At 69.7% G+C, this 21,856-nt stretch carries 19 protein-coding genes and 1 riboswitch; of the genes, 7 read left to right on the top strand and 12 right to left on the bottom strand.

What is annotated here, in order from left to right; translation table 11 throughout:
- The first annotated feature begins 102 nt into the window (after positions 1–102).
- The gene (locus tag HUT18_RS26050; RefSeq protein ID WP_176102972.1) at positions 103–993 is read left to right on the top strand and encodes an alpha/beta fold hydrolase; all 891 of its coding nucleotides are present in this window, start codon (positions 103–105) and stop codon (positions 991–993) included.
- A gap of 52 nt (positions 994–1,045) precedes the next feature.
- Here HUT18_RS26050 and HUT18_RS26045 read toward each other — a convergent pair whose 3' ends face one another.
- The 12 genes from HUT18_RS26045 to HUT18_RS25990 all read right to left on the bottom strand — a co-directional run bounded on the left by HUT18_RS26045 (position 1,046) and on the right by HUT18_RS25990 (position 14,946).
- Entirely contained in the window at positions 1,046–2,029 is a 984-nt protein-coding gene (locus HUT18_RS26045; RefSeq protein ID WP_176102971.1) for a family 16 glycosylhydrolase, read from the bottom strand.
- A 347-nt stretch (positions 2,030–2,376) separates the two neighbouring features.
- Positions 2,377–3,333, bottom strand: coding sequence for a YafY family protein (locus HUT18_RS26040; RefSeq protein ID WP_176102970.1), 957 nt, complete (start codon positions 3,331–3,333; stop codon positions 2,377–2,379).
- A gap of 93 nt (positions 3,334–3,426) precedes the next feature.
- On the bottom strand, positions 3,427–4,284 hold the full coding sequence (locus HUT18_RS26035; RefSeq protein WP_176102969.1) for a thioesterase family protein: 858 nt from the start codon (positions 4,282–4,284) through the stop codon (positions 3,427–3,429).
- A 63-nt stretch (positions 4,285–4,347) separates the two neighbouring features.
- Entirely contained in the window at positions 4,348–5,013 is a 666-nt protein-coding gene (locus tag HUT18_RS26030) for a trimeric intracellular cation channel family protein (RefSeq protein WP_176102968.1), read from the bottom strand.
- A gap of 224 nt (positions 5,014–5,237) precedes the next feature.
- Positions 5,238–6,647, bottom strand: coding sequence for an ABC transporter ATP-binding protein (locus HUT18_RS26025; RefSeq protein ID WP_176102967.1), 1,410 nt, complete (start codon positions 6,645–6,647; stop codon positions 5,238–5,240).
- A 14-nt stretch (positions 6,648–6,661) separates the two neighbouring features.
- Positions 6,662–7,762, bottom strand: a complete 1,101-nt coding sequence (locus tag HUT18_RS26020) for an ABC transporter ATP-binding protein (protein WP_176102966.1) — start codon at positions 7,760–7,762, stop codon at positions 6,662–6,664.
- Entirely contained in the window at positions 7,759–8,760 is a 1,002-nt protein-coding gene (locus HUT18_RS26015; RefSeq protein WP_176102965.1) for an ABC transporter permease, read from the bottom strand. The genes HUT18_RS26020 and HUT18_RS26015 overlap by 4 nt, the downstream gene beginning before the upstream one ends.
- A 116-nt stretch (positions 8,761–8,876) precedes the next feature.
- Positions 8,877–10,649 carry an ABC transporter substrate-binding protein gene (locus HUT18_RS26010; RefSeq protein WP_176102964.1) on the bottom strand — a complete coding sequence of 591 codons (1,773 nt, stop codon included), beginning with the start codon at positions 10,647–10,649 and terminating at the stop codon, positions 8,877–8,879.
- Between the two features lie 106 nt (positions 10,650–10,755).
- Positions 10,756–11,760, bottom strand: a complete 1,005-nt coding sequence (locus HUT18_RS26005) for an ABC transporter permease (RefSeq protein WP_176102963.1) — start codon at positions 11,758–11,760, stop codon at positions 10,756–10,758.
- Positions 11,761–12,386: 626 nt separating this feature from the next.
- Positions 12,387–13,181, bottom strand: coding sequence for an enhanced serine sensitivity protein SseB C-terminal domain-containing protein (locus HUT18_RS26000; protein WP_176102962.1), 795 nt, complete (start codon positions 13,179–13,181; stop codon positions 12,387–12,389).
- 153 nt (positions 13,182–13,334) lie between these two features.
- The gene (locus HUT18_RS25995) at positions 13,335–14,102 is read right to left on the bottom strand and encodes an enhanced serine sensitivity protein SseB (RefSeq protein ID WP_176102961.1); all 768 of its coding nucleotides are present in this window, start codon (positions 14,100–14,102) and stop codon (positions 13,335–13,337) included.
- Positions 14,103–14,253: 151 nt separating this feature from the next.
- Positions 14,254–14,946, bottom strand: coding sequence for an AAA family ATPase (locus HUT18_RS25990; RefSeq protein ID WP_176102960.1), 693 nt, complete (start codon positions 14,944–14,946; stop codon positions 14,254–14,256).
- 161 nt (positions 14,947–15,107) lie between these two features.
- A riboswitch (glycine riboswitch) is annotated at positions 15,108–15,204 on the top strand.
- Between the two features lie 167 nt (positions 15,205–15,371).
- Between HUT18_RS25990 and gcvT the strand changes: the two genes are divergently transcribed.
- The 6 genes from gcvT to HUT18_RS25960 all read left to right on the top strand — a co-directional run bounded on the left by gcvT (position 15,372) and on the right by HUT18_RS25960 (position 21,764).
- The gene (gene gcvT / locus HUT18_RS25985) at positions 15,372–16,517 is read left to right on the top strand and encodes a glycine cleavage system aminomethyltransferase GcvT (protein ID WP_176102959.1); all 1,146 of its coding nucleotides are present in this window, start codon (positions 15,372–15,374) and stop codon (positions 16,515–16,517) included.
- Positions 16,518–16,665: 148 nt separating this feature from the next.
- Positions 16,666–17,052: a glycine cleavage system protein GcvH gene (gcvH, locus tag HUT18_RS25980; protein ID WP_176102958.1), complete on the top strand. Its 387-nt coding sequence runs from the start codon at positions 16,666–16,668 to the stop codon at positions 17,050–17,052.
- A 21-nt stretch (positions 17,053–17,073) separates the two neighbouring features.
- Positions 17,074–18,339, top strand: coding sequence for a serine hydroxymethyltransferase (glyA, locus tag HUT18_RS25975; RefSeq protein ID WP_176102957.1), 1,266 nt, complete (start codon positions 17,074–17,076; stop codon positions 18,337–18,339).
- A gap of 288 nt (positions 18,340–18,627) precedes the next feature.
- The gene (locus HUT18_RS25970) at positions 18,628–20,010 is read left to right on the top strand and encodes an L-serine ammonia-lyase (RefSeq protein WP_176102956.1); all 1,383 of its coding nucleotides are present in this window, start codon (positions 18,628–18,630) and stop codon (positions 20,008–20,010) included.
- A gap of 240 nt (positions 20,011–20,250) precedes the next feature.
- Complete coding sequence (locus HUT18_RS25965; RefSeq protein WP_176102955.1) at positions 20,251–20,865, top strand: type IV toxin-antitoxin system AbiEi family antitoxin domain-containing protein; 615 nt, start codon at positions 20,251–20,253, stop codon at positions 20,863–20,865.
- Positions 20,865–21,764 (top strand): nucleotidyl transferase AbiEii/AbiGii toxin family protein, encoded by a 900-nt coding sequence (locus HUT18_RS25960; protein ID WP_176102954.1) that lies wholly within the window; start codon positions 20,865–20,867, stop codon positions 21,762–21,764. The genes HUT18_RS25965 and HUT18_RS25960 overlap by 1 nt, the downstream gene beginning before the upstream one ends.
- The last annotated feature ends 92 nt before the right edge of the window (positions 21,765–21,856 follow it).

Here is a 21,856-nt window from a genome sequence, read left to right as displayed (position 1 = left end):
CCGGCAACCCGCACGGCCTCCTCGCCCGCCGGGACGGGCCGGGCACCGCCTCTCCTGTATTCCGCACGACGGGACCGCCCGCCGGACCCTAGGGTCGAAGCCATGACCCCACACCCGACCGCACCCACCGACACCGAGGTCGAACGGGACGACGACTGGCAGCGCGACTGGGAACTCGACCGGGTGGCGCTCACCTCCGCGGGCGAGGTCCGCTGGGGCGTCCTCGGCCCCGAGGAAGCGCCCCCGGTGGTGCTCGTGCACGGAACCCCCTTCTCCTCGTACGTCTGGCGCGGCACCGCACGGGCCCTCGCGCACGAGCACCGCGTCTACGTCTGGGACCTGCCGGGCTACGGCGCCTCGCAGATGTACGCGGGCCAGGACGTCGGCCTCGACTCGCAGGCGCGGGTGTTCACCGAGCTGCTCGCGCACTGGGGACTGGACCGACCGGCCGTCCTCGCCCACGACTTCGGCGGCTGCGTGAGCCTGCGCGCCCATCTGCTGCACGGCGCCCGGTACGCACGTCTGGCCCTGGTCGACCCGGTGGCACTGAGCCCATGGGGCTCCCCCGCCTACCGGTTGCTCGGCGCCCATGCCGAGGTCTTCGGCGAACTCCCGCCCGCTCTGCACGAGGCCCTGGTCCGCGCCTACGTCGCCTCCGCCAGCCACCACGGTCTGCACCCGGCGACCCTGGACCGGCTCGTCGCCCCCTGGTGCACCGAGGAGGGCCGGGCCGCCTTCTACCGGCAGATCGAGCAGAACGACCAGCGCTTCACCGACGAGATCCAGGGCCGGTACGGCGAACTCGACCTGCCCGTCCTGCTGTGCTGGGGCACCGAGGACACCTGGATCCCGCCGGAGCGCGGCCGCGAACTGGCCGCCCTGATCCCGGGCTGCGAGTTGCTGCCGATCGAGGGCGCCGGGCATCTCGTACAGGAGGACGCGCCGGCCGAACTCACCGCCGCGCTCGGGCGGTTCCTGCGCGCGGGGACGTGAAGGGTGCGCCCGGGCCGGGGGACGGACCGGCCCGGGCGCGGCTGTGGGGTGACTACGGGGTCCGGGCCGTGGGGGAGGCCGACAGGGCGCGCTCCCCGGTGCTCACCCGTACGTAGTCGACGACGAGTTGCTGCGGGAACTGCGTACTGCCGTCCGGGTCCCCCGGCCAGTAGCCGCCGACCGCCAGGTTCAGGATCAGGAAGAACGGCTTGTCGAACACCCATTGCTTTCCGGCGAGATCGGCGGGCGTCCGGGTCTGGTAGACGGTGCCGTCCACGGACCAGGTGATCCTGCCCGGTTCCCAGTCGACGGCGAAGGTGTGGAAGTCGTCGGCGAACTGCTGCCCGCCGGGCAGCGTGTACGCGGCGCCGATGCCTCCCGAGCCGGAGTAGCCCGGGCCGTGCAGGGTGCCGTGGACCGTGCTCGGTTCGAACCCGACGTTCTCCATGACGTCGATCTCGCCGCTGGCGGGCCAGCCGACCTGCCCGATGTCGTCGCCGAGCGCCCAGAACGCGGGCCACATCCCTTGTCCGCGCGGCGCTTTGAGCCGGGTCTCGACATGCCCGTACTGGGCGGTGAACCGTCCCGCGGTGTTGAGCCGCGCCGAGGTGTACTCGCAGGGCCCGTACCAGCACTGGTATCCGGCCGGGTTCTCCTTGCGGGCCGTGATGACGAGATGGCCCTGACCGTCGAGCGCCGCGTTGGCGTTGCCCGCCGTGTAGTACTGCCGCTCGTGGTTGTTGACGTTGTCGCCGGTCTCGATCTGCCACTTGGCGCCGTCCACGGCCGAGCCCGCCGCACCGTCGAACTCGTCGGCGAAGTCCGCCGCCACCGCCGGGCCGCGGGCGCCGCTCGGGGCGTACGGACCGGACGCACGCGCGGGCTCGGGAGCCGGGGCGGCTCCGGCGGGCACGGCGGTCAGGGCCGTCGCGCAGCAGAGCAGGGACACCGCACCGAGCACGGCGCGACGCCGTCCGCGCCGCAACGTGCCGTGTCTGTAAGGGAATTGAAGGGCCTTCTCCTGGTGCACGGTCATCGCGACTCCTGGGGGTGGCCGCCTCGGGAGGACGCGTACGGGTGGTGCGGCGTCCTGGAGGGGGCGTGTGGGGGTGCGGGGGTGTGCGCTGGGACCTGCGGTCGGGACGTACGGGGGCGCGTCGGCATGACGAGCCAGGGCTCCGAGAAGTGAACGCGGATGGCCAACTCCCGGAACGGAAGGTTCAGTTCTTGATTTAAGAGAGGCGGGGAGGGGGCGTCAAGAACCTGGTCGCGAGGAATCCTGAGCGAGGAAATGCGGGAGGGGCCGCGCCCGGTGTCCGCCACACCGACTTTCGCGCTTCGTGTTCAGGAGTCGAACACCGGCCGCCGCCCTCCACGGCTGCCTCAGCCGTACACCGCCCCGATCGCGACCGCCGCCCGGGCCAGTTCCTCCCGGGCCTCCGGCGGCGAGAGCACCTCCACGTTGTCGGTGAGGACGAGCAGCGTACGGACCGCCGGAAGCGCCTCGAAGCCGAGCCGAGCCGTCACCCACTCCCCCTCGCCGGGGTCCTCGGGCGGCTCCCTCAGGGCGGCCGCGTTCAGGCGCAGGAACATGTCGAGACGGTCCCTGCGTACGCGAACCGTCACCGTGATCCCGTCCGGGCGCTGCTCGACCCGGCGCCTCAACTCCTCCCAGACCTGGGCCAGTTCGACCCCGGTCCGGCGCCGCACCGGATCACTTGTCGGCGTGGCGGCCCGGATGCGGTCCGCCCGGAACAGCCGCGGCACCCCGCGCCGGTCGGCGACCAGGTACCAGACGCCCGCCTTGGCCACGAGCCCGTACGGGTCGACGGTGTACGTCCTCGGCTCGGCGGCGCCGCTGTGCCGGTAGCGCAGCCGCAGCCGCCGGTCGGCGAAGACCGCGTCCTGCAGAACGTCCAGGTCGACGCCCGCCCGCGGCGCGGCCCGCCAGCGCGCGGAGTCGACCAGGATGCGGCGGCTGGTGAGTTCGGCGGCCGGGCGGTGCGGCGCGGGCAGCGCCGCCATCACCTTGCGCAGCGCCGAACCGAGTGCGGTGTCGAGCCCGAGCGCCTCGTGCGTACCGGTCCCCGCGAGCACGAACAGCGCCCGCGACTCGTCCTCGGTCAGCCCCGTGACATCGGTGCGGTAGCCGGGGAGCAGGGAGATCCCGCCGTGCCGCCCGCGCTCCGCGTACACCGGCACGCCCGCGGCGGAGAGCGCCTCGACATCGCGGTAGATGGTGCGTACGGAGACTTCCAGGCGCTCGGCCAGCTCCTGCGCCAAGAAGCGCCCGCGGGTCTGGAGCAGCAGCAGGATCGCGAGCAGTCGGTCGGACTTCACCGCTCCAGCATCTCGCGCCGGGGGCGGGCGGGGTCGAGGGCGGTCCCCGCGTACGTACCGGGGCGGCCGTACCGAGGGCCGCCCCGTACGCACCTACTTCAGGCGGACCCGGGCCAACTGCCGGGACTGGCAGACCAGTCGGTCGGCGGTGTCCCAGACCTCGACGTCCTCCTCCAGGAAGCCACCGGCCAGGTTCCGGGTGGTGATCGACACCCGCAGCGGGCCCGGGGCCGGGCGGCAGCGGACGTGCACGGTGAGTTCGATGGTGGGCACCCAGCCCGGGATGCCGAGTTCGAAGCTGGTGGGCGGCAGCCCGTCGACCGTCATCAGGAGCGAGAGCGGGTCCGCGTCACGGCCGTCGGCCAGGCCGAACCAGCCGCGCATCTCGCCCTTGCCGGAGGGCGCGCCGAGGGCCCAGCCGAGAGTGTCCGGGTCGAGCTTGAGCCAGAGCCGGTCGGCGATCGCCGAGCTGCCCGGTACGACACCGTCGCGCGGCGCGTCCTGCGGTCCGAAGCAGTGTTCCGGCGGCGGAAAGGCGGGCGGCTTCGCGGCGGTACGGACGTCGTCGGGCAGCGTGTCGAGGTCGCCGTAGGAGGCGAGGACGCGGATGCGCTCGACTTCCTGGCCCGACTCGTCGACCTGGAGCAGCGAGGCCTGGCCCGTGGAGAGGGTGCGGCCTGTGCGGACCACCTCGGTACGGACGACCGCCGGGCCCGGCTGGGAGGCGGTGAGGTAGTGCGCGGAGATAGTGAACGGGTCCGGGTGCGGCAGGCTGTCCGCGAGCGCCCGGCCGATGACGGCGAGCAGATAGCCGCCGTTGACCGCGTTGATGATCGTCCAGCCCGCGGAGAGCTCGATGTCGTAGACGCCCGGCTCGCGCAGCGTGACCGCGGTGTCCCGGTCGAACTCGCTGTCCCCGATCCGGACCGCCGCCACAGGTGCTTCAGTCATGGGAATTACGGTACAACGAAAAAATTACTGAGCGGTAGCTTTGGTTTTCGGGCCCGGATCGCCCTAGGTCTCGTCGCCCTCCACCACGCGTGAGCGGCGGTTCCAGGCCCTCGGTGCGCGCCAGTGGTAGCGCATCGCTAGCAGGCGCAGGGTGAAGACGGTGAGGACGGCGAGGGTGGCGGTGAAGCCGTTGAGCATGTCGTGGTCGATGAACAGGACGACCATGGTCGAGCCGACGACGGCCGGTACGGCGTAGAGGTCGCGGTCCCAGCGCAGCAGCGAGGGGACCTCGTTGGCCAGCACGTCGCGCAGTACGCCGCCGCCGACCGCGGTGGCCAGGCCCATGACTGCGGACGAGGTCAGGCCGAGCCCGTAGGCGTAGGCCTTGGCGGTGCCGGTGACACAGAAGAGGCCGAGCCCGGCCGCGTCGAAGATGTTCACACCGAGCTGGAGCCGCTCCACCTCCGGGTGGAGGAAGAAGACGAGGCCCGTCACCACCAGCGGCGTGAGGAAGTAGCCGAGGTCCGTGAAGGCCGAGGGCGGTACGGCGCCGATGATCAGGTCGCGGAAGATACCGCCGCCCAGTGCCGTGACCTCCGCGAGGACGGCGATGCCGAAGACGTCGAAGTTCTTGCGCACGGCGAGCAGGGCGCCGGAGATCGCGAAGACGAAGATGCCGACGATGTCGAGCGCGTGCTGAACGGAGGGCGCGTACAGATCCTGGACCACGCGTTATTCATACCTGCTCACCGGCCGTCGGCCCCAGTCCGGTGGAGAGATCCCAGGGGGAGGACAACCGCCGTCCGGCCTCGGAAGCCATCGGAAGGTGTCGGACGGTCCGGCGGAGTGGGCCGGACGGGAGGGGCCTGAGGCCCACGTGGGACTGTTCCGCGCGCGGGAACCGCGGGCTGGTCCCTCCCGTCCGGCTCGCTCCGGCAGTGCTCTCCGGAGCGCTACTTGTCGGTCTTCGGCTCCTGGGAACCGGGCTCCTCGGACGTGGTGTCCTCTGATGCGGTGTCCTCGGACGCGGGGTCCTCTGATGCGGTGTCCTCGGACCGGCTGTCCTGGGACTCAGCATCCTGGGACTGCCCATCCCCGGACTCGGCATCCCCGGACTCGGCATCCCCGCCAGCAGACTCCCCAGCTTCCGCCTTCGTCACACCGGACCCAGCAGCGTCGGCGCCCTTTGCGGCACCTTCCGCGGCATCCGGCGCCGGACCGCCGCCGACCGTGACGACGTTGATCGTCTCGGACTCGGGGCGCAGCAGCTGGGTGTCCTCGGGGGCCTGGTCCTCGGCGTTCTCCGGGTGGTGGCAGGCGACCTGCTGGCCCGGGCCGAGCTGGAGCAGCGGCGGCTCGGTGGTCTTGCAGATCGTGGTGGCCTTCCAGCAGCGCGTGTGGAAACGGCAGCCGGAGGGCGGCGCGATCGGCGAGGGCACGTCGCCGGTGAGCAGGATGCGCTCGCTCTTGGCCTGGCGCCGCTTGGGGTCCGGGATCGGCACCGCGGACATCAGCGCCTTGGTGTACGGGTGCATCGGCGCCGTGTACAGGGCGTCGCGGTCGGCGAGTTCGACGATCTTGCCGAGGTACATCACCGCGATCCGGTCGGAGACGTGCCGTACCACCGAGAGGTCGTGCGCGATGATCACGTAGGTCAGGCCGAGCTCGTCCTGGAGGTCGTCCAGGAGGTTGACCACCTGTGCCTGGATCGACACGTCGAGCGCGGAGACCGGCTCGTCGGCGACCACCAGACGCGGGTTGAGGGCGAGCGCGCGGGCGATGCCGATGCGCTGGCGCTGACCGCCGGAGAACTCGTGCGGATAGCGGTTGTAGTGCTCGGGGTTGAGGCCCACCACCGAGAGCAGGCGCTGGACCTCCTGCTTCACACCGCCCTCGGGCTTGACGCCCTGGAGCTTGAACGGCGTGCCCACGATGGTGCCGATGGTGTGCCGCGGGTTCAGCGAGGAGTACGGGTCCTGGAAGATCATCTGCACATCACGGCGCAGCGGACGCATGCCGCGGACGCCGAGGTGGGTGATGTCCTGGCCCTGGAACTCGACGGTTCCTGCGGTCGGTTCGAGGAGCCGCGTGATCAGGCGGCCCATCGTCGACTTGCCGCAGCCCGACTCGCCCACCACGCCCAGGGTCTCCCCCGAGCGCACCTCGAAGTCGATGCCGTCCACGGCCTTCACGGCGCCGACCTGGCGCTGCAACAGGCCCTTGCGGATGGGGAAGTGCTTCTGCAGACCGCGGACCCGCAGCAGGGTTTCGCCCTTGGCGGGGTCCTTGGTCAGCGTGGCGGTGCCGCCCGCGGCCGCCGGTCCGGCCGCCGCGGTGCCCGCGGAAGTGTCCTCGCTCGTCACGGACTTGTCCTCGCTCACAGCTTGGGCGCAATCTCTTCGGTCCAGATACGCTCCCGCTGCTCCTGCGTCATGTGGCAGGCGGCCCAGTGTCCGCTGCCGACCTCGGAGAGGTCGGGGCGGACGGTGCGGGTCACGTTGTCCTTGGGTACGTCCGCGTACGGGCAGCGCGGGTTGAAGGCGCAGCCCGAGGGGATGTTGATGAGCGACGGCGGGGAGCCCTTGACCGGGATGAGCCGTTCGGTCTGCGCCCGGTCCAGACGCGGCATCGAGCCGAGCAGGCCCCAGGTGTAGGGATGCCGGGGCTCGTAGAAGACCTTCTCGGCGGGCCCGCGCTCCACGCACCGGCCGCCGTACATCACGAGCAGGTCGTCCGCGAGTTCGGCGACGACGCCCAGGTCGTGCGTGATGATGATGACCGCCGAGCCGAACTCCTTCTGCAGATCGCGGATCAGGTCCAGGATCTGCGCCTGGACGGTCACGTCCAGGGCGGTCGTCGGCTCGTCGGCGATGAGCAGTTCGGGGTTGTTCACCAGCGACATCGCGATCATCGCGCGCTGGCGCATACCGCCGGAGAACTCGTGCGGGTAGCTGTCGACGCGCTTGTCGGGCTGCGGGATGCCGACCCGGTCGAGCATCTCGATCGCACGGCGGCGGGCGGTGCGCTTGTCGACGTTGTTGTGGACCCGGTAGGCCTCCACGATCTGCTTGCCGATCGTGTAGTACGGGTGCAGCGCGGACAGCGGGTCCTGGAAGATCATGGACATCTCACGGCCGCGGAGCTTGCGCACCTCGTCCGGGCGGGCGCTCAGCAACTCCTTGCCGTCCAGCCAGATCTCGCCGGAGAGCTGCGCCTTGCGCTTGCCGTACTGGCCCGTGGTGTGCAGGCCCATGATGCCGAGCGAGGTCACGGACTTCCCGGAGCCCGACTCGCCGACGATGCCGAGCGTCTTGCCCTTCTCCAGCTTGAAGCTGAGCCCGTCGACGGACTTCACGAGCCCGTCGTCGGTCGGGAAGTGCACCTTCAGGTCGCGGACTTCGAGGAAGGCGGTGGGCGCGTCGGGGACCGCGGTCCCCGGCTCGCCGACTGCCGTGCCGGTCTTGACGGTTTCGGTCATGACAGCCTCACGCGGGGGTCGATCACGGCGTACATGATGTCGACGACGAGGTTGGCCACGGCGATCGCGAGCGCCGCGATGAGGGTGACGCCGAGGATGACGGGCAGGTCCTTGTTGCTGATCGCGTCGACGGCCTCGAAGCCGAGTCCCTTCAGGCCGAAGGTCTGCTCGGTGAGGACCGCGCCGCCCATCAGGGCACCGAGGTCGAGACCGAAGACGGTGAGGATCGGGGTCATCGCGGAGCGCAGCGCGTGCCGCCGGATCACGACGGGCTCGCCGAGTCCCTTGGCCCGGGCGGTGCGGATGTAGTCCTCGCCGAGCACTTCGAGCATGGTCGCTCTGGTGAGACGGGCGTACATCGCCGCGTAGAGGAAGGCCAGCGCGATCCAGGGCAGGATCAGCGACTGGAACCAGATGTCGATCCCGTCCGCGCCGGACAGGTCGTCGTCGATCTTCAGCCAGCCGAGCTCGTGGACGAAGACGCCCATCATCACCATGCCGGTGAAGAAGATCGGCATGGAGACGCCGGAGAGGGCGCCGATCATGGCGCTGCGGTCCCAGATGCTGCCCCGGCGGAGCGCGGAGAGCACACCGATGGCCACACCGCCGAAGAGCCACATGACGCAGGCGCCCGCGGCCAGCGCGCCGGTGACCGGCAGCGCTTCCTTCAGGGTGTCCCAGACCGGCTCCTCGGTACGGAAGGAGTAGCCGAAGCAGGGGGCGTCGCAGCGGGTCACGTCGTCGCCGTTGGCGTAGTCACGTCCCAGCGGGATGCCCTTGACGAAATCCCAGAACTGGACGAGTACCGGCTCGTCGAGCCCGAGCTTCTGCCGGATGCCCTCGAGCTGTTCGGCACCGGTCGCCTTGCCCGCGAAGAGCACAGCGGTGTCCTGGCCCGCCCATTTCGGCAGCAGGAAGAAGATGGAGAAGGTCGTCAGCAGCACGACCAGCACCATCAGGAGTACGGCGGTCAAGCGCCGGATGAGATATGCAAGCACTGTGCGCGGCCTGGTGGCCGCCGGGGTCCGGGTCTCGGACCCCGGCGGCCACCCGGGCCATCACCTGCCCTTCGGACTGGCGGTTACGGCGACGGTGGGGGCGGTGTGACCGCTGATTACTTCTTCTCGTCCTGCTTCACGCCGAGCGAGACGTAGTCGTAACGACCGCTGTAGGCCGCCGACGAGTAGACGTTGGTCAGGTTCGGACCACGCCAGGAGATGTTCTTCTCGTAGATGAACGGCATCCAGACGGCCTGGTCGAGGATGCGCTTGTTCATGTCCGTGTAGATCTGCGCGGCTTCCTCGGGCGTCTTCGCGGCGATCGCGTCGTCGAAGGCCTTGTCGACGGCCTTGTCCCTCAGCTGCGCCTCGTTGTAGTTGCCGTTCTCGGCGATGAAGCGGCTGTCCCACAGCGGCTGGCCGAAGCCCTGGCCACTCGGGAAGTCGGGGCCCCAGCCGCTCATGGTCATGCCGTAGCCGCGCTTCTTCACCACGGTCGGCGAGCCGGTGATGCTGGAGGACTCGGCGCCGTCCAGCGGGTCGACGGAGAGGCTGATGCCGATCTTCTTCAGCTGCTCCTGAAGGGCGGTCGCGGCCTCGACCTCACCGGGCTGGTTGTTGCGCGCGGTGATCTTGGTGGAGAAGCCGTTCGGCTTGCCGCACTCCTTGAGCTCCGCCTTGGCCTTGGCGGCGTCCGGCTTGCCCTTGCGGGCGAGAACGCCGTACGGGTCGTAGTCGCTGTGACCCTTGATCGCCTTCGGGAAGACGCTGTTGGCGATCTCGCCGGCCGCGACCTCGCCACCGCGGGTCTTCTGCAGCGCCGCGAAGTTGGTGCCGTAGAAGACGGCCTTGCGGCAGTGCTCGTTGTCGAACGGCTTGGCCGCCGTGATCAGCGCGACGTACCGCACGAAGTCGGTCGGCATGTTGTCGACGCTGGACTTGTGGTCCGTGATCGCGGTGGTGCGGCCGGACATCGACATGCCGGTGCCGTTGATGTCGAGGTCGTAGTCCCCGTCCATCAGGCGCTTGTCGTTCTCCGCCTGGTTCTTGTTGATGGTGACCGTGATCTTGTCCGGCAGCGCGGGACGGATCGGGTCGGTCTTCGGGTCCCACTTGTCGTTGCGGACCAGGACGGCGCCCTTACCGGCGTCGTACGACTGGAACTTGTACGGGCCCGAGGAGAACGGCCGCTGCGTGTACTTGGCCTTGGTGTCCTTCTCCTGCTTGACCGGGGAGCCGGACGGCATGGCCAGCATCTGCTCGAAGTCGACGTTCGGCTTCGGCAGCTTGAAGATGATGGTCTGGTCGTCGGGCGTCTCGATCGCCTTCAGGCCCAGCCGGTCGGCGGTCTTGTCCTTGTACGGGCCCTTGTACTCGCCCTTGGGGTCGAGCACGCTCTTCAGGTACTGCGGGCCACCGGTGATGACGTCACCGGCCCAGATGCGCTCGATGCCGTACTTGATGTCCTTGGAGGTCAGCTTCGAGCCGTCCTCCCAGGTGAGGCCGTCACGCAGCTTGTACTCGTAGGTCTTGCCGTCCTTGGAGACCGTGGCCGGAGCGGCCGCGAGGTCCGGGACGAGCTTGTTGGACGCCACACCCGGCTTGGTGTCGTAGGTGACCAGGGTACGCGTGTAGAAGCGCATGAAGTCCCAGGTCATGCCGTAGTAGGCACGCTGCGGGTCGGTCGAGTCGAAGTCCTGCTTGCCGATGAAGCGGAGCGTGCCGCCCTTGTCCTTCGAGGCGTTCGCGACCTTGCCGATACCGGCGTTGTAGCCGGCACCGGCGGAGTCCTCGTCGTCGGAGCCGCCGCACGCGGTGGTACCGACCAGCGCGGCAACGACGAGGGCCGCACCAGCGGCAAGCCTTCGCTTGGAGAAACCGTTGGACATCTTTCTCGCATCCTCCGAGATTCGCGGTCTGAGGCCGAGCTGCCTGAGAACCATGTGGGGAACCACCTGACTGCGGTGGCAGGTAGAGCAGTTGCGGGCTGAACGATCAGCGGGAGCCCTTGGGATCGAGTGCGTCCCGCAGACCGTCGCCGAAGAGGTTGAAGGCCAACACCGTCAGGAAGATGGCGACACCGGGGAAGACCATGAACATCGGGTCGTGCTCGTACACCTCGAGCGCGTCGCGGAGCATGCCGCCCCACGAAGCGGTCGGCGGGCGGACACCCGCACCGAGGAAGCTGAGCGCGGCCTCGGTCAGGATGTTGGTGGGGATCATCAGCGTGGCGTAGACGGTGATCGGGGCCACCAGGTTGGGCAGCAGCTCCTTGAAGAGGATGTGCCGCCGTCCGGCGCCGAGGCTGCGGGCCGCCTCCACGTACTCGCGCTCGCGCAGCGAGAGCGTCTGGCCGCGCACGATACGGCCGACGTAGGGCCAGCCGAAGAAGCCGATGACCGCGATGAGTACGGCGACACGGACCCCGGAACCGGTCAGGCCGAGCAGATCGTCCGGGAGCACCGAGACCAGCGAGATGATGAACAGGAGCTGCGGGAACGAGAGCAGCAGGTCCATGACACGGCTGATCGTCGCGTCGACCCAGCCGCCGAAGTAACCGGCGATGACTCCGAAGAGGGTGCCGAGGACCACGGCCACGGCCGCCGAGGCCACCGCCACGAGCAGCGAGATACGGGCGCCGTAGACGACCCGGCTGAAGATGTCGCGGCCGGTGTTGGGCTCGACGCCGAACAGGTACTCCCCGCTCATGCCGCCGTAGTCGCCCTTGGGCAGGTTGGTGATGTCCTCGAGCTGGTCCTGGTGGAACTCGGTGGGCGGGTGCCCGAAGAGGCTGACGATCAGCGGCGCGAAGATTGCCACGAGAATGAGCACGACCACGGTGATGCCGCCGGCGAGCGCGACCTTGTCCTGCTTCAGACGACGCCAGGCGATTTGCTTGAGGGAGCGGCCCTCCACCTTCTTCGCCCCGGCGTCGGCTGCCGTTTCGACAGTCGCGGCCGCTTCGGTTTCCGCGGTCGTGTCGTGCATTGGCGCCGTCATAGTGGCAGGGACCCCTCTCAACCGGCGGTGGCCGGCGCACACTTGCCGCGGTAGCGGCGTGATCAGTCCGTCGTACGCATCAGGGCGCAAAGCCCTTTGGAGCGGGAGTCTTCAACGTGCGCCGGATCACGTGCCAGATCTCCCGGTGAATGGATGCCTAACCGTGATGCTGTCTGGGGGGTTCCGTTATCCGAACAGTCGGGAACGCCCCTCGGACGCAGGACAGTTGGGGGTAAGCGGTTTCACAGGCGTGGAAGTCGCCCTCAATGGACACCAGATGTCAGCAGAGTGGACAACGGACACAAAGACGTCACTTCAGGTGAATTCGACGTGAAGGAAAGGCTCCGCTTGAAGCCGGAGGGGCGACGTGGGGCGCGTTCGCGACGCCGTGACGGGATTCGGCGGGGGTGCGCCACGGCTTGGCGAATGTCCCGTATGCGTGAATTAGCGGGTTACGGATCAGACGCCATCCGAACCTCGCCAACCCGGGCAATTCACCACGATCCGCCGCTCGGGGCGAACGGCCGCAAACAGTGCAACTCCCCGTACTGCAAAGCCTCGCGGAGGTCCGCCGGCCGGGCCGAATCGGGACCGGCCGGACCGCGGATCAAACCGGCGCGAAGGGGTCAGTACGCCCCGTGCGGCGGCGGATAGCCGTACCCCGACACCGGCGGCGCGGCGGCCGGGCCGGGGGGCTCGCGGTCGTAGAACGGGCGGGCGTGGGCGCGCAGCCACATGGCCACCGGGTCGTGCTCGTCGGTGAGCGCGACGGTGGACACGGCGAGGCCCTCGGGCACCGCGCCGACCGACTGGCGCATCATCGTGTGCACCGACTCGACGGCCGGCGCCGAGGACTCGTACACGTCCAGGCCGATGACGAGGTACGGGGCGCCGAGCGCGGGCTGTACCCAGGCGCGGCGCAGGGAGCGGACGGCCGGGGTGCGGTACGCGTGCTGGCCGAGCAGGGCGTAGAACTGCGGGAGATCCAGGGTGGGTTCGCTCAGCCGCAGCGGTCCGGCCGGGTGCCGGTCGAGTCCGCCCGCGATACGGCGCAGGTCCGCCCAGGGGACGCCGACGCCGCCGCCGGGTGCGTGCGGATTGAGCCAGATGCCGTGCCGGTCGGGGAACATGGCCCGGGCGATGTCCGGGCCGCCGACGATCTCGTAGGCGCGGTTCCAGCCGCTGGCGGTCAGCTCCTGCGCGGAGGTGACACAGGGCGCGTAGTCGAAGCCGCCGACCGCCATGTTGCCGTACTGGGCGTCGGGCGAACCGGGCTGGCCGTGCCACAGGAGCATCCACAACTGGCCCGAGGGGTCGGCGAGGGCGCGCAACAGGGACTCGTACGCCTCGTAGTTTCCCGGCGTCACCTGGCGCAGCAGGTGCTCGACCTGGCCTGCCGCGGCCGTGCCCGACGCGCTCACTTATGCCCCGCCCCTTCGTGCCGTACCTACGTGACGTACTCGACGTACCGATGTCCGCGCGCGCTCACGCGACTTCGCGGCAGCGCCGCCCGGTCATGTAACCAGCTTAGATCGCCGCACCGACACGACCTCGGCGCCCGGCGCGGGCGGCGCTCAGTGGTCCCTCCGGTAGAAGGGCCGCACCTTGTCGCGCATCCAGTCGGCCACGGGATCCTGGGCAATGTCCAGGAGCACGATGTTCACCGGCCAGTCGACCGGGACGCGGCCCAGTGCGCGGCCGAGGGCGTCCAGCGGCTCCTCGCGCGCGGCCTGGGCGTGCGGCAGCAGTTCGACGCCGATGAAAAGCACCGGGCCGCCGTCCTCGATGCGGGCCAGACAGCGGCGGGCGGAGGACACCACACCGGTCGCCTCGAACTCGGCGGAGGCCGCGGACAGGAAGTCGACCGGGTCGTCCTGCCAGTCCGGCGCGAAGAGCTGGACCCGGCCACCGCTCACGGGCCCGTCCAGCTCGCTGCGCCTGCCGCGGCACAACTCGGCCACGGCGGCGGGCGGCAGCGGGATGCCCACGGTGCCGTCGGGGTTCACCGCGATGCCCAACTGCGGAGGCAGGCCGCGGGCGAACTCCACGGCCGGGGCGACGGTGAACGACATGTGGTCGCCGACGGCCTGCCGCAACTGCTGCTCCGAGCTGAAGACGGGGACGTAGGCCTGGCCCTCGATCTCCATCGCGGGCAGGTCGAGCGTGGCGCTCTGCTGACTGCCGCCGCTGGGCAGCGGCACCCACAGATGACTGCGGCCGAGCACCTCCACGATGCGGCCGCCCGCGGCGGGCACACCGAGCGAGGCCGCCAGGACCTCCTCCAGCTCGTTGCCGGGCCAGCCGCCGTGCGGATGGGGCTGGGGCCGCGTCGGTATGTCCATGTCCTGCGTCCTGCCTGCCGATCGGTCGGGTGCCGCCGCTCGCGTCGCGCGCGGGCGCGTTGTCTGCATTCGCACCCTAACGTGTGGGCGCACAGCGGGGGTTGGGGAGGCCGGGGGCGGTACGCGTCCGATCAGTACCGGCCGGATCCGGTCACCGACCGTCCAGTCGGATCGCGCTCAGCCGGTCCGCCGCCGGGCGGTCGAGGAGGACCGCCGAGGCACAGCCGCGCGGCAGCCGTCCGCGGGCGGCGGAGGCGATCAGGCGGGCGGTCGTCCTGCGGTGGCGCCCGAAGGCGTAGCGCGAGACGCGGCGGCCGCGCCCCAGTTGACCGGCCAGCGCCTGCTCGGCCGGGACGTCGAGGAGCAGCAGATGCAGCCGGGCGCCGCGGCGCCCGGCCTCGCGGGCGAGCCAGCGCCGGACCCAGGCCTGGGTGCCGCAGTCGTGGACCACCACGCCGCCCCCGCCGCGCAGGGTGCGCCACAGCCGGACGTAGTGCGCGAGGCGGACCAGCGGGCGGTAGACGGCGTACGGCAGCTTGGCGGGCATCCGCCGGGCCCAGCGCTCCCTGGTGTCCTGCGAGTCGATGCGCGCGCCGGGCACCGTGCGCCGCATCAGCGTGGACTTGCCGCTGCCGGGCAGCCCGGAGACGACGACCAGGTCGCCCTCGGTGAACCGCAGCTCACACGGCGTGCGCCCGTCGCGCCCGCGCAGGTCCCGTACCACCGGGACGGCGCCGTCGCGGGCACTCGCCCGGCGCCGGGCGCCTTCCCCGGACGGGGCACCCACCTGGGCGGGCACCGCCACCGGGACGGCTGTCGCGCAGGCCCTGGGCCTGTGCCTCATGAACGCCATCAACGTCCTCTCCGAGCCTGTGCAGGGCCCCTCTCCACCGAGTGTAAAGAGGGAGTAATGCGGCGGGTGGCGGAAACGGCCGGAAGTTGCACACCTGCCGCTGGGGAAGGTCGGCATGCAATGATGTGCCCGCCAACTCCATACAGGCCGCTTGAATCCGCGCGGGAGAGCTCTCAGCCAGTCGGCTGGGGCGCCGAAGGAGCAAGTCCCTCCCTTGAATCTCTCAGGCCCAGATACCGCGCGGGCGAGGCACATCTGAAAAGCGGGCACGGCCGTCCACGGACGCCGGGCCCCACCCAAGGTGCAAACCGGACGGGATCCGCGCGTCGGATCCGGCTTCCGGCGAACCTCTCAGGTTCCGATGACAGATGGGGAGGAACGACCTCGCCGACCTGTCTTCCGGACTTGGAGCCCGTATGAGCAATACGATCCGCCGCACCGCCCTCGACGGTGTGCACCGCGCGCTCGGCGCGACGATGACCGACTTCGCGGGCTGGGACATGCCGCTGCGGTACTCCAGCGAACGCGAGGAGCACACCGCGGTCCGCACCAAGGCCGGACTGTTCGACCTCTCGCACATGGGCGAGATCACCGTGACCGGCCCGCAGGCGGTCGACCTGCTCGACCACGCCCTGGTCGGCAACATCTCCACCGTCGGCGCGGGCCGCGCCCGCTACACGATGATCTGCCAGGAGGACGGCGGCGTCCTGGACGACCTGATCGTCTACCGCCTCGACTCCGGCGAGGGCCCGCGTACGTACATGGTGGTCGCCAACGCCTCCAACGCGCAGACCGTCCTGGACGCCCTGACCGAGCGCGCCGCCGGTTTCGACGCCGAGGTCCGCGACGACCGCGAGGCCTACGCGCTGCTCGCGGTCCAGGGCCCCGAGTCCCCTGGCATCCTCAAGTCGCTCACTGACGCCGACCTGGACGGCCTCAAGTACTACGCGGGTCTGCCCGGCACGGTCGCCGGGGTCCCGGCCCTGATCGCCCGTACCGGATACACCGGCGAGGACGGCTTCGAGCTGTTCGTCGAGCCGCAGTACGCCGAGAAGCTGTGGCAGGCGCTCACCGAGGCGGGCGCGGACAAGGGCCTGATCGCCTGTGGCCTGTCCTGCCGCGACACGCTGCGCCTGGAGGCGGGCATGCCGCTGTACGGGCACGAGCTGACCACCTCGCTGACCCCGTTCGACGCGGGCCTGGGCCGGGTCGTGAAGTTCGAGAAGGCCACCGCCGAGGGCGCGCCCAAGCCCTTCGTGGGCCGCGCCGCCCTGGAAGCCGCGGCCGAGCGGGCCGAGCAGAACCCGCCGCGCAAGCTCGTCGGCCTGATCGCCGAGGGCCGCCGGGTGCCGCGCGCCGGTTACCAGGTCGTCGCCGACGGCAAGGTGATCGGCCAGGTCACCTCCGGCGCTCCCTCGCCCACCCTGGGCAAGCCGATCGCCATGGCGTACGTCGACGCCGCGCACGCCGAGCCCGGCACCGCCGGAGTGGGTGTGGACATCCGGGGCAGTCACGAGCCGTACGAGGTCGTGGCGCTCCCCTTCTACAAGCGCCGGAAGTAGTTCCATCACAGGAGGGCCGCGCGGCCCTCACGGCGGCGGCGTTCCAGGCCACCGCGGTGTCCCGACGTGACGCATGTCCCTGCGCCCGTCTCGCATCGCAAGACCATCCGTTCATCAGCACAGGCCCGCGTACAGGAGAATTCAGGTCATGAACAACCCCCAGCAGCTGCGTTACAGCAAGGAGCACGAGTGGCTGTCGGCCGCCGAGGACGGCGTGGCGACGGTCGGCATCACGGAGTACGCGGCGAACTCGCTCGGCGATGTCGTCTACGCCGATCTCCCCGCGGCCGGCACGAGCGTCACCGCCGGTGAGACCTGTGGCGAGCTGGAGTCGACGAAGTCGGTGAGCGACCTCTACTCGCCCGTCTCGGGCGAGGTCACCGAGTTCAACGAGGAAGTCGTCGCCGACCCGGCGCTCGTCAACTCCGCCCCGTTCGAGGGTGGGTGGCTGTTCAAGGTACGCGTCAGCGAGGAGCCGGGCGACCTGCTCAGCGCCGACGAGTACACCGAGTTCGCCTCCGGCAGCACCAACTGAGACCGACCGACAGGGATCGTGATGTCGCTTCTCAACACTCCCCTCCATGAGCTCGACCCGGACGTCGCCGCAGCCGTCGACGCCGAGCTCGGCCGCCAGCAGTCCACTCTCGAGATGATCGCCTCGGAGAACTTCGCCCCCGTCGCCGTGATGGAGGCACAGGGCTCGGTTCTCACCAACAAGTACGCCGAGGGCTACCCCGGCCGCCGCTACTACGGCGGCTGTGAGCACGTCGACGTGGTCGAGCAGATCGCCATCGACCGCATCAAGGAGCTCTTCGGCGCCGAGCACGCCAACGTGCAGCCCCACTCGGGCGCGCAGGCCAACGCCGCCGCGATGTTCGCCCTGCTCAAGCCGGGCGACACCATCATGGGTCTGAACCTGGCGCACGGCGGCCACCTGACCCACGGCATGAAGATCAACTTCTCCGGCAAGCTCTACAACGTGGTCGCCTACCACGTCGACGACAAGACCGGTCAGGTCGACATGGCCGAGGTCGAGCGCCTGGCCAAGGAGTCCAAGCCGAAGCTGATCGTGGCGGGCTGGTCCGCGTACCCGCGTCAGCTCGACTTCGCCGCCTTCCGCCGGATCGCGGACGAGGTCGGCGCGTATCTGATGGTCGACATGGCCCACTTCGCGGGTCTGGTCGCCGCCGGTCTGCACCCCAACCCGGTGCCGCACGCGCACATCGTGACGACCACCACCCACAAGACCCTCGGCGGTCCGCGCGGTGGCGTGATCCTCTCCACCGCCGAGCTGGCGAAGAAGATCAACTCCGCGGTGTTCCCGGGCCAGCAGGGCGGTCCGCTGGAGCACGTGATCGCCGCGAAGGCCGTCTCCTTCAAGGTGGCCGCCTCCGAGGAGTTCAAGGAGCGCCAGGAGCGCACCCTGGCCGGGGCCCGGCTCATCGCCGAGCGCCTGGTCAAGGACGACGTGACTCAGGTGGGTGTCTCGGTCCTCTCCGGCGGCACCGACGTCCACCTGGTCCTCGTCGACCTGCGGGACAGCGAGCTGGACGGTCAGCAGGCCGAGGACCGGCTGCACGAGGTCGGCATCACGGTCAACCGCAACGCGGTCCCCAACGACCCGCGCCCGCCGATGGTCACCTCCGGGCTGCGCATCGGCACCCCGGCGCTGGCCACCCGCGGCTTCGGCGAGGAGGACTTCACGGAGGTCGCGGACATCATCGCCGAGACCCTCAAGCCGTCCTTCGACAAGGAGGCGCTCGCGGCCCGCGTCTCCGCCCTGGCCGCGAAGCACCCGCTCTACCCCGGCCTGACGAAGTAGCGGCCCGCACGGAGTGCCCGTGCGCCGTTCCCGCCCGAACGGCAGTGAAACGGGACGGAACACCGGAAAGAACCTCGCATGAGGAAACTCCGGGGTGAAACCTCTCACTCCTGAGCACTCCGTGCGGAACGTACGATTGTCCGGGCGCCGTGACACCACGGCGCCCGGACGGTCCGGCCACCACCCACGGCCGCACCGTCCGCACGCCACCCGCGCCGCACCGCCCCGGACGCGCGACCCGCACCACCCCCGACGGACGACGACGTCCGCCACCCTGGAGGAGTTCCCGTGGCCATCTCGGTCTTCGACCTGTTCTCGATCGGCATCGGCCCGTCCAGCTCCCATACGGTCGGCCCGATGCGCGCGGCCCGGATGTTCTCCGCCCGCCTCAAGAACGAGGGCCTGCTCGCGCACACCGTCTCCATACGGTCCGAGCTGTACGGCTCCCTCGGCGCCACCGGCCACGGCCACGGCACCCCCAAGGCGGTACTCCTCGGTCTGGAGGGCGAGTCCCCGCGCACCGTGGACGTCAACCACGCCGACACCCGCGTCGAGGAGATCAAGTCCTCCGGCCGGATCAATCTGCTCGGCGCCCACGAGATCGACTTCAGCTTCGACGACGACCTGGTACTGCACCGCCGCAAGGCCCTGCCCTACCACGCGAACGGCATGACCCTGTGGGCGTACGACGCCGAGGGCAACGCGCTCCTGGAGAAGACGTACTACTCGGTGGGCGGCGGCTTCGTCGTGGACGAGGAGGCCGTCGGCGCCGACCGCATCAAGCTCGACGACACACAGCTCAAGTACCCCTTCCGCAGCGGTGACGAGATGCTGCGGATGTCCCGCGAGAGCGGCCTGTCCATCTCCTCGATGATGCTGGAGAACGAGAAGGCCTGGCGCACCGAGACGGAGATCCGCGAAGGCCTCCTGGAGATCTGGGACGTCATGCGTGCCTGCGTGGAGCGCGGCATGAGCTCCGAGGGCCTGCTCCCCGGCGGCCTCAAGGTCCGCCGCCGCGCCGCCACCTCCGCCCGCCAGCTGCGCGCCGAGGGCGACCCCAAGGCGCACGCCATGGAGTGGGTCACCCTCTACGCGATGGCGGTCAACGAGGAGAACGCCGCGGGCGGCCGCGTGGTGACCGCCCCGACCAACGGCGCCGCGGGCATCATCCCGGCGGTCCTGCACTTCTACATCAACTTCGCGGCCGGCGCCGCCTCCGAGCGCGAGAAGGAGGACGGAATCGTCCGCTTCCTGCTCGCCGCCGGCGCGATCGGCCTGCTCTTCAAGGAGAACGCCTCCATCTCCGGCGCCGAGGTCGGCTGCCAGGGTGAGGTCGGCTCCGCCTGCTCGATGGCCGCGGGCGCCCTCGCCGAGGTGCTCGGCGGCAGCCCCAGCCAGGTGGAGAACGCCGCCGAGATCGGCATGGAGCACAACCTCGGCCTGACCTGCGACCCGGTCGGCGGCCTGGTCCAGATCCCGTGCATCGAACGCAACGGTATGGCCGCGGTCAAGGCGGTCACCGCCGCCAAGATGTCCATGCGCGGCGACGGCAGCCACCTGGTCTCCCTCGACAAGGTCATCAAGACCATGAAGGACACGGGCGCCGACATGAGCGTCAAGTACAAGGAGACGGCGCGGGGCGGGCTTGCGGTGAACATCATCGAGTGCTGAGCCTGTAGGCCCTGACCAGCGCGTTTGTTACTTTCAGCGCTGTCAGGGCCTTCCATATTTACGCGGCGGAAAGTGTCTGGAAGCGCCCTGGGACAGACGTGAGAGTCCCTGGAGGATCCCACGGGATGGGCGTCTGGCCTGCGGGTTCGTGGCGCATAGTCAACGACGGGAGTTCCGTCCCTGCCATCTGAATGTATCCAATCGATCCCCTAGGTCAACTAGAGGGGTATCATTCGATACATGAGTGCTGCGGCAATCTCGCGCCTGGACCAGCGGCTGGCTGACCTCTCCCCGACGTTCACGACAGCGCAGGCACGTCAGGCCCTGCTCTCCGCTCGCGATCTGGCGCACCTGGTCACCGCAGGGGAGATAGACGAACTGTCCCGTGGTGTGTACCGGCGGGCAGACGCGCCGGAGACCGCATATGCAGACCTACTGGCCGTGTGTACGCGGGCGCCTCGCGCTGTCCTGTGCGGGGAGTCCGCCCTGGCTCTGCACGAGCTGATCGACGACATCCCCAGCGCCGTACACATCGCCGTACCACGCGGATCACGCCGTCCCACGATCTCTTACCCTCCGACCGTCGTGGCGCAGTACGCGGCGAAGACGTTCACCCTCGGCGTCGAACGGTTCGAGGCCGCACCGGGAGAGACCATTCCCACATACAACGCCGCCCGCAGCGTCGTCGACGCGATGCGCCACCGTGGCAGAATCGGCGAGACTATGGCCCTGTCCGCACTCGGCCGCTACCTACGTCGCAGCGGACGGAGCGGGGTCGGCGAACTCCAACTCATCGCCCGCGAGCTGGGCGCGCTCTCCGTCATCCGCCCCGCCGTAGAGGCGGTGCTTGCCTGATGGTCAACCCAACTCGGGATACCACCGCAGGCCGCGTCTACAACGACCTGCGCAACCTGGCTCGTCGCAACGGCCGTTCAACGGACGAGGTCATGGTCGAGTACGTACTCGAACGATTCCTCTACCGCCTGGCAGCATCCCCCCTCGGCCGCGAGCACTTCGTCCTCAAGGGCGGCCTTCTGCTCGCCCAGTTCGGCGCCCGCCGGATGACCCGTGACATCGACATCCTTGGCCGCGCGTTCTCCGGCGAGGAAGCCGAGATCATCCGCAGAATCGCCGCGATCGCCACCACTGAGGTCGACGACGGCGTGGCATACGACTCCGCCACGCTCAGAACCGTGCCCATTCGAGAGGAGGACGAGTATCACGGCCTACGGCTGTCCATGGCCACATCGATCGCCCGTGCGCGTCTCAAGCTCCAACTGGACATCAGCTTCGGCAACCCCATCACTCCCGGACCTCAGATCATCAACTACCCGCAGCAGCTCACCACGGACAGCTTCCAACTCTTCGGTTACCCGCTCGCCACCGTCATCGCCGAGAAGCTCTCCACCGCCATCTCGCTCGGCGATCTCAACACCCGCGATCGGGATTACGCGGACCTCTACCGCCTGCTGACGCTCAACAATCTCAACGGCGGAGAACTGGCCGCAGCACTGACCGCCACCGCCACACACCGTGGCATCGAGCTGAAGCCTCTCAGCGCCACGATCACCGACCTCGCCGAGCGCCGCCAATCCTCCTACGCCGCCTGGCGCCGCCGACAGGGTCCTTCCTCGGCCGGCTATCCGAATCTCTTCACTGACGTGGTCGGCCTAGTCATCACATTCGCGGACCCACTGCTCGCAGGCAATGTCGCCACACGTGGTTGGAACAGCTCAGCCAGTACGTGGATGTGATCCAAATCCCGAGCAAGCCGCAGGAGATGCCTCACGCCCCCGAAGCGTCAATGACGTCCGTCACTCACCGTCGGAGCGCTCCCGATCACACG

It is taken from the genome of Streptomyces sp. NA04227 (genome assembly GCF_013364195.1).
Classification (GTDB): domain Bacteria; phylum Actinomycetota; class Actinomycetes; order Streptomycetales; family Streptomycetaceae; genus Streptomyces.
The sequence above is the reverse complement of the archived record's forward strand: the minus strand, read 5'-3'. Positions and strand labels throughout refer to the sequence as shown.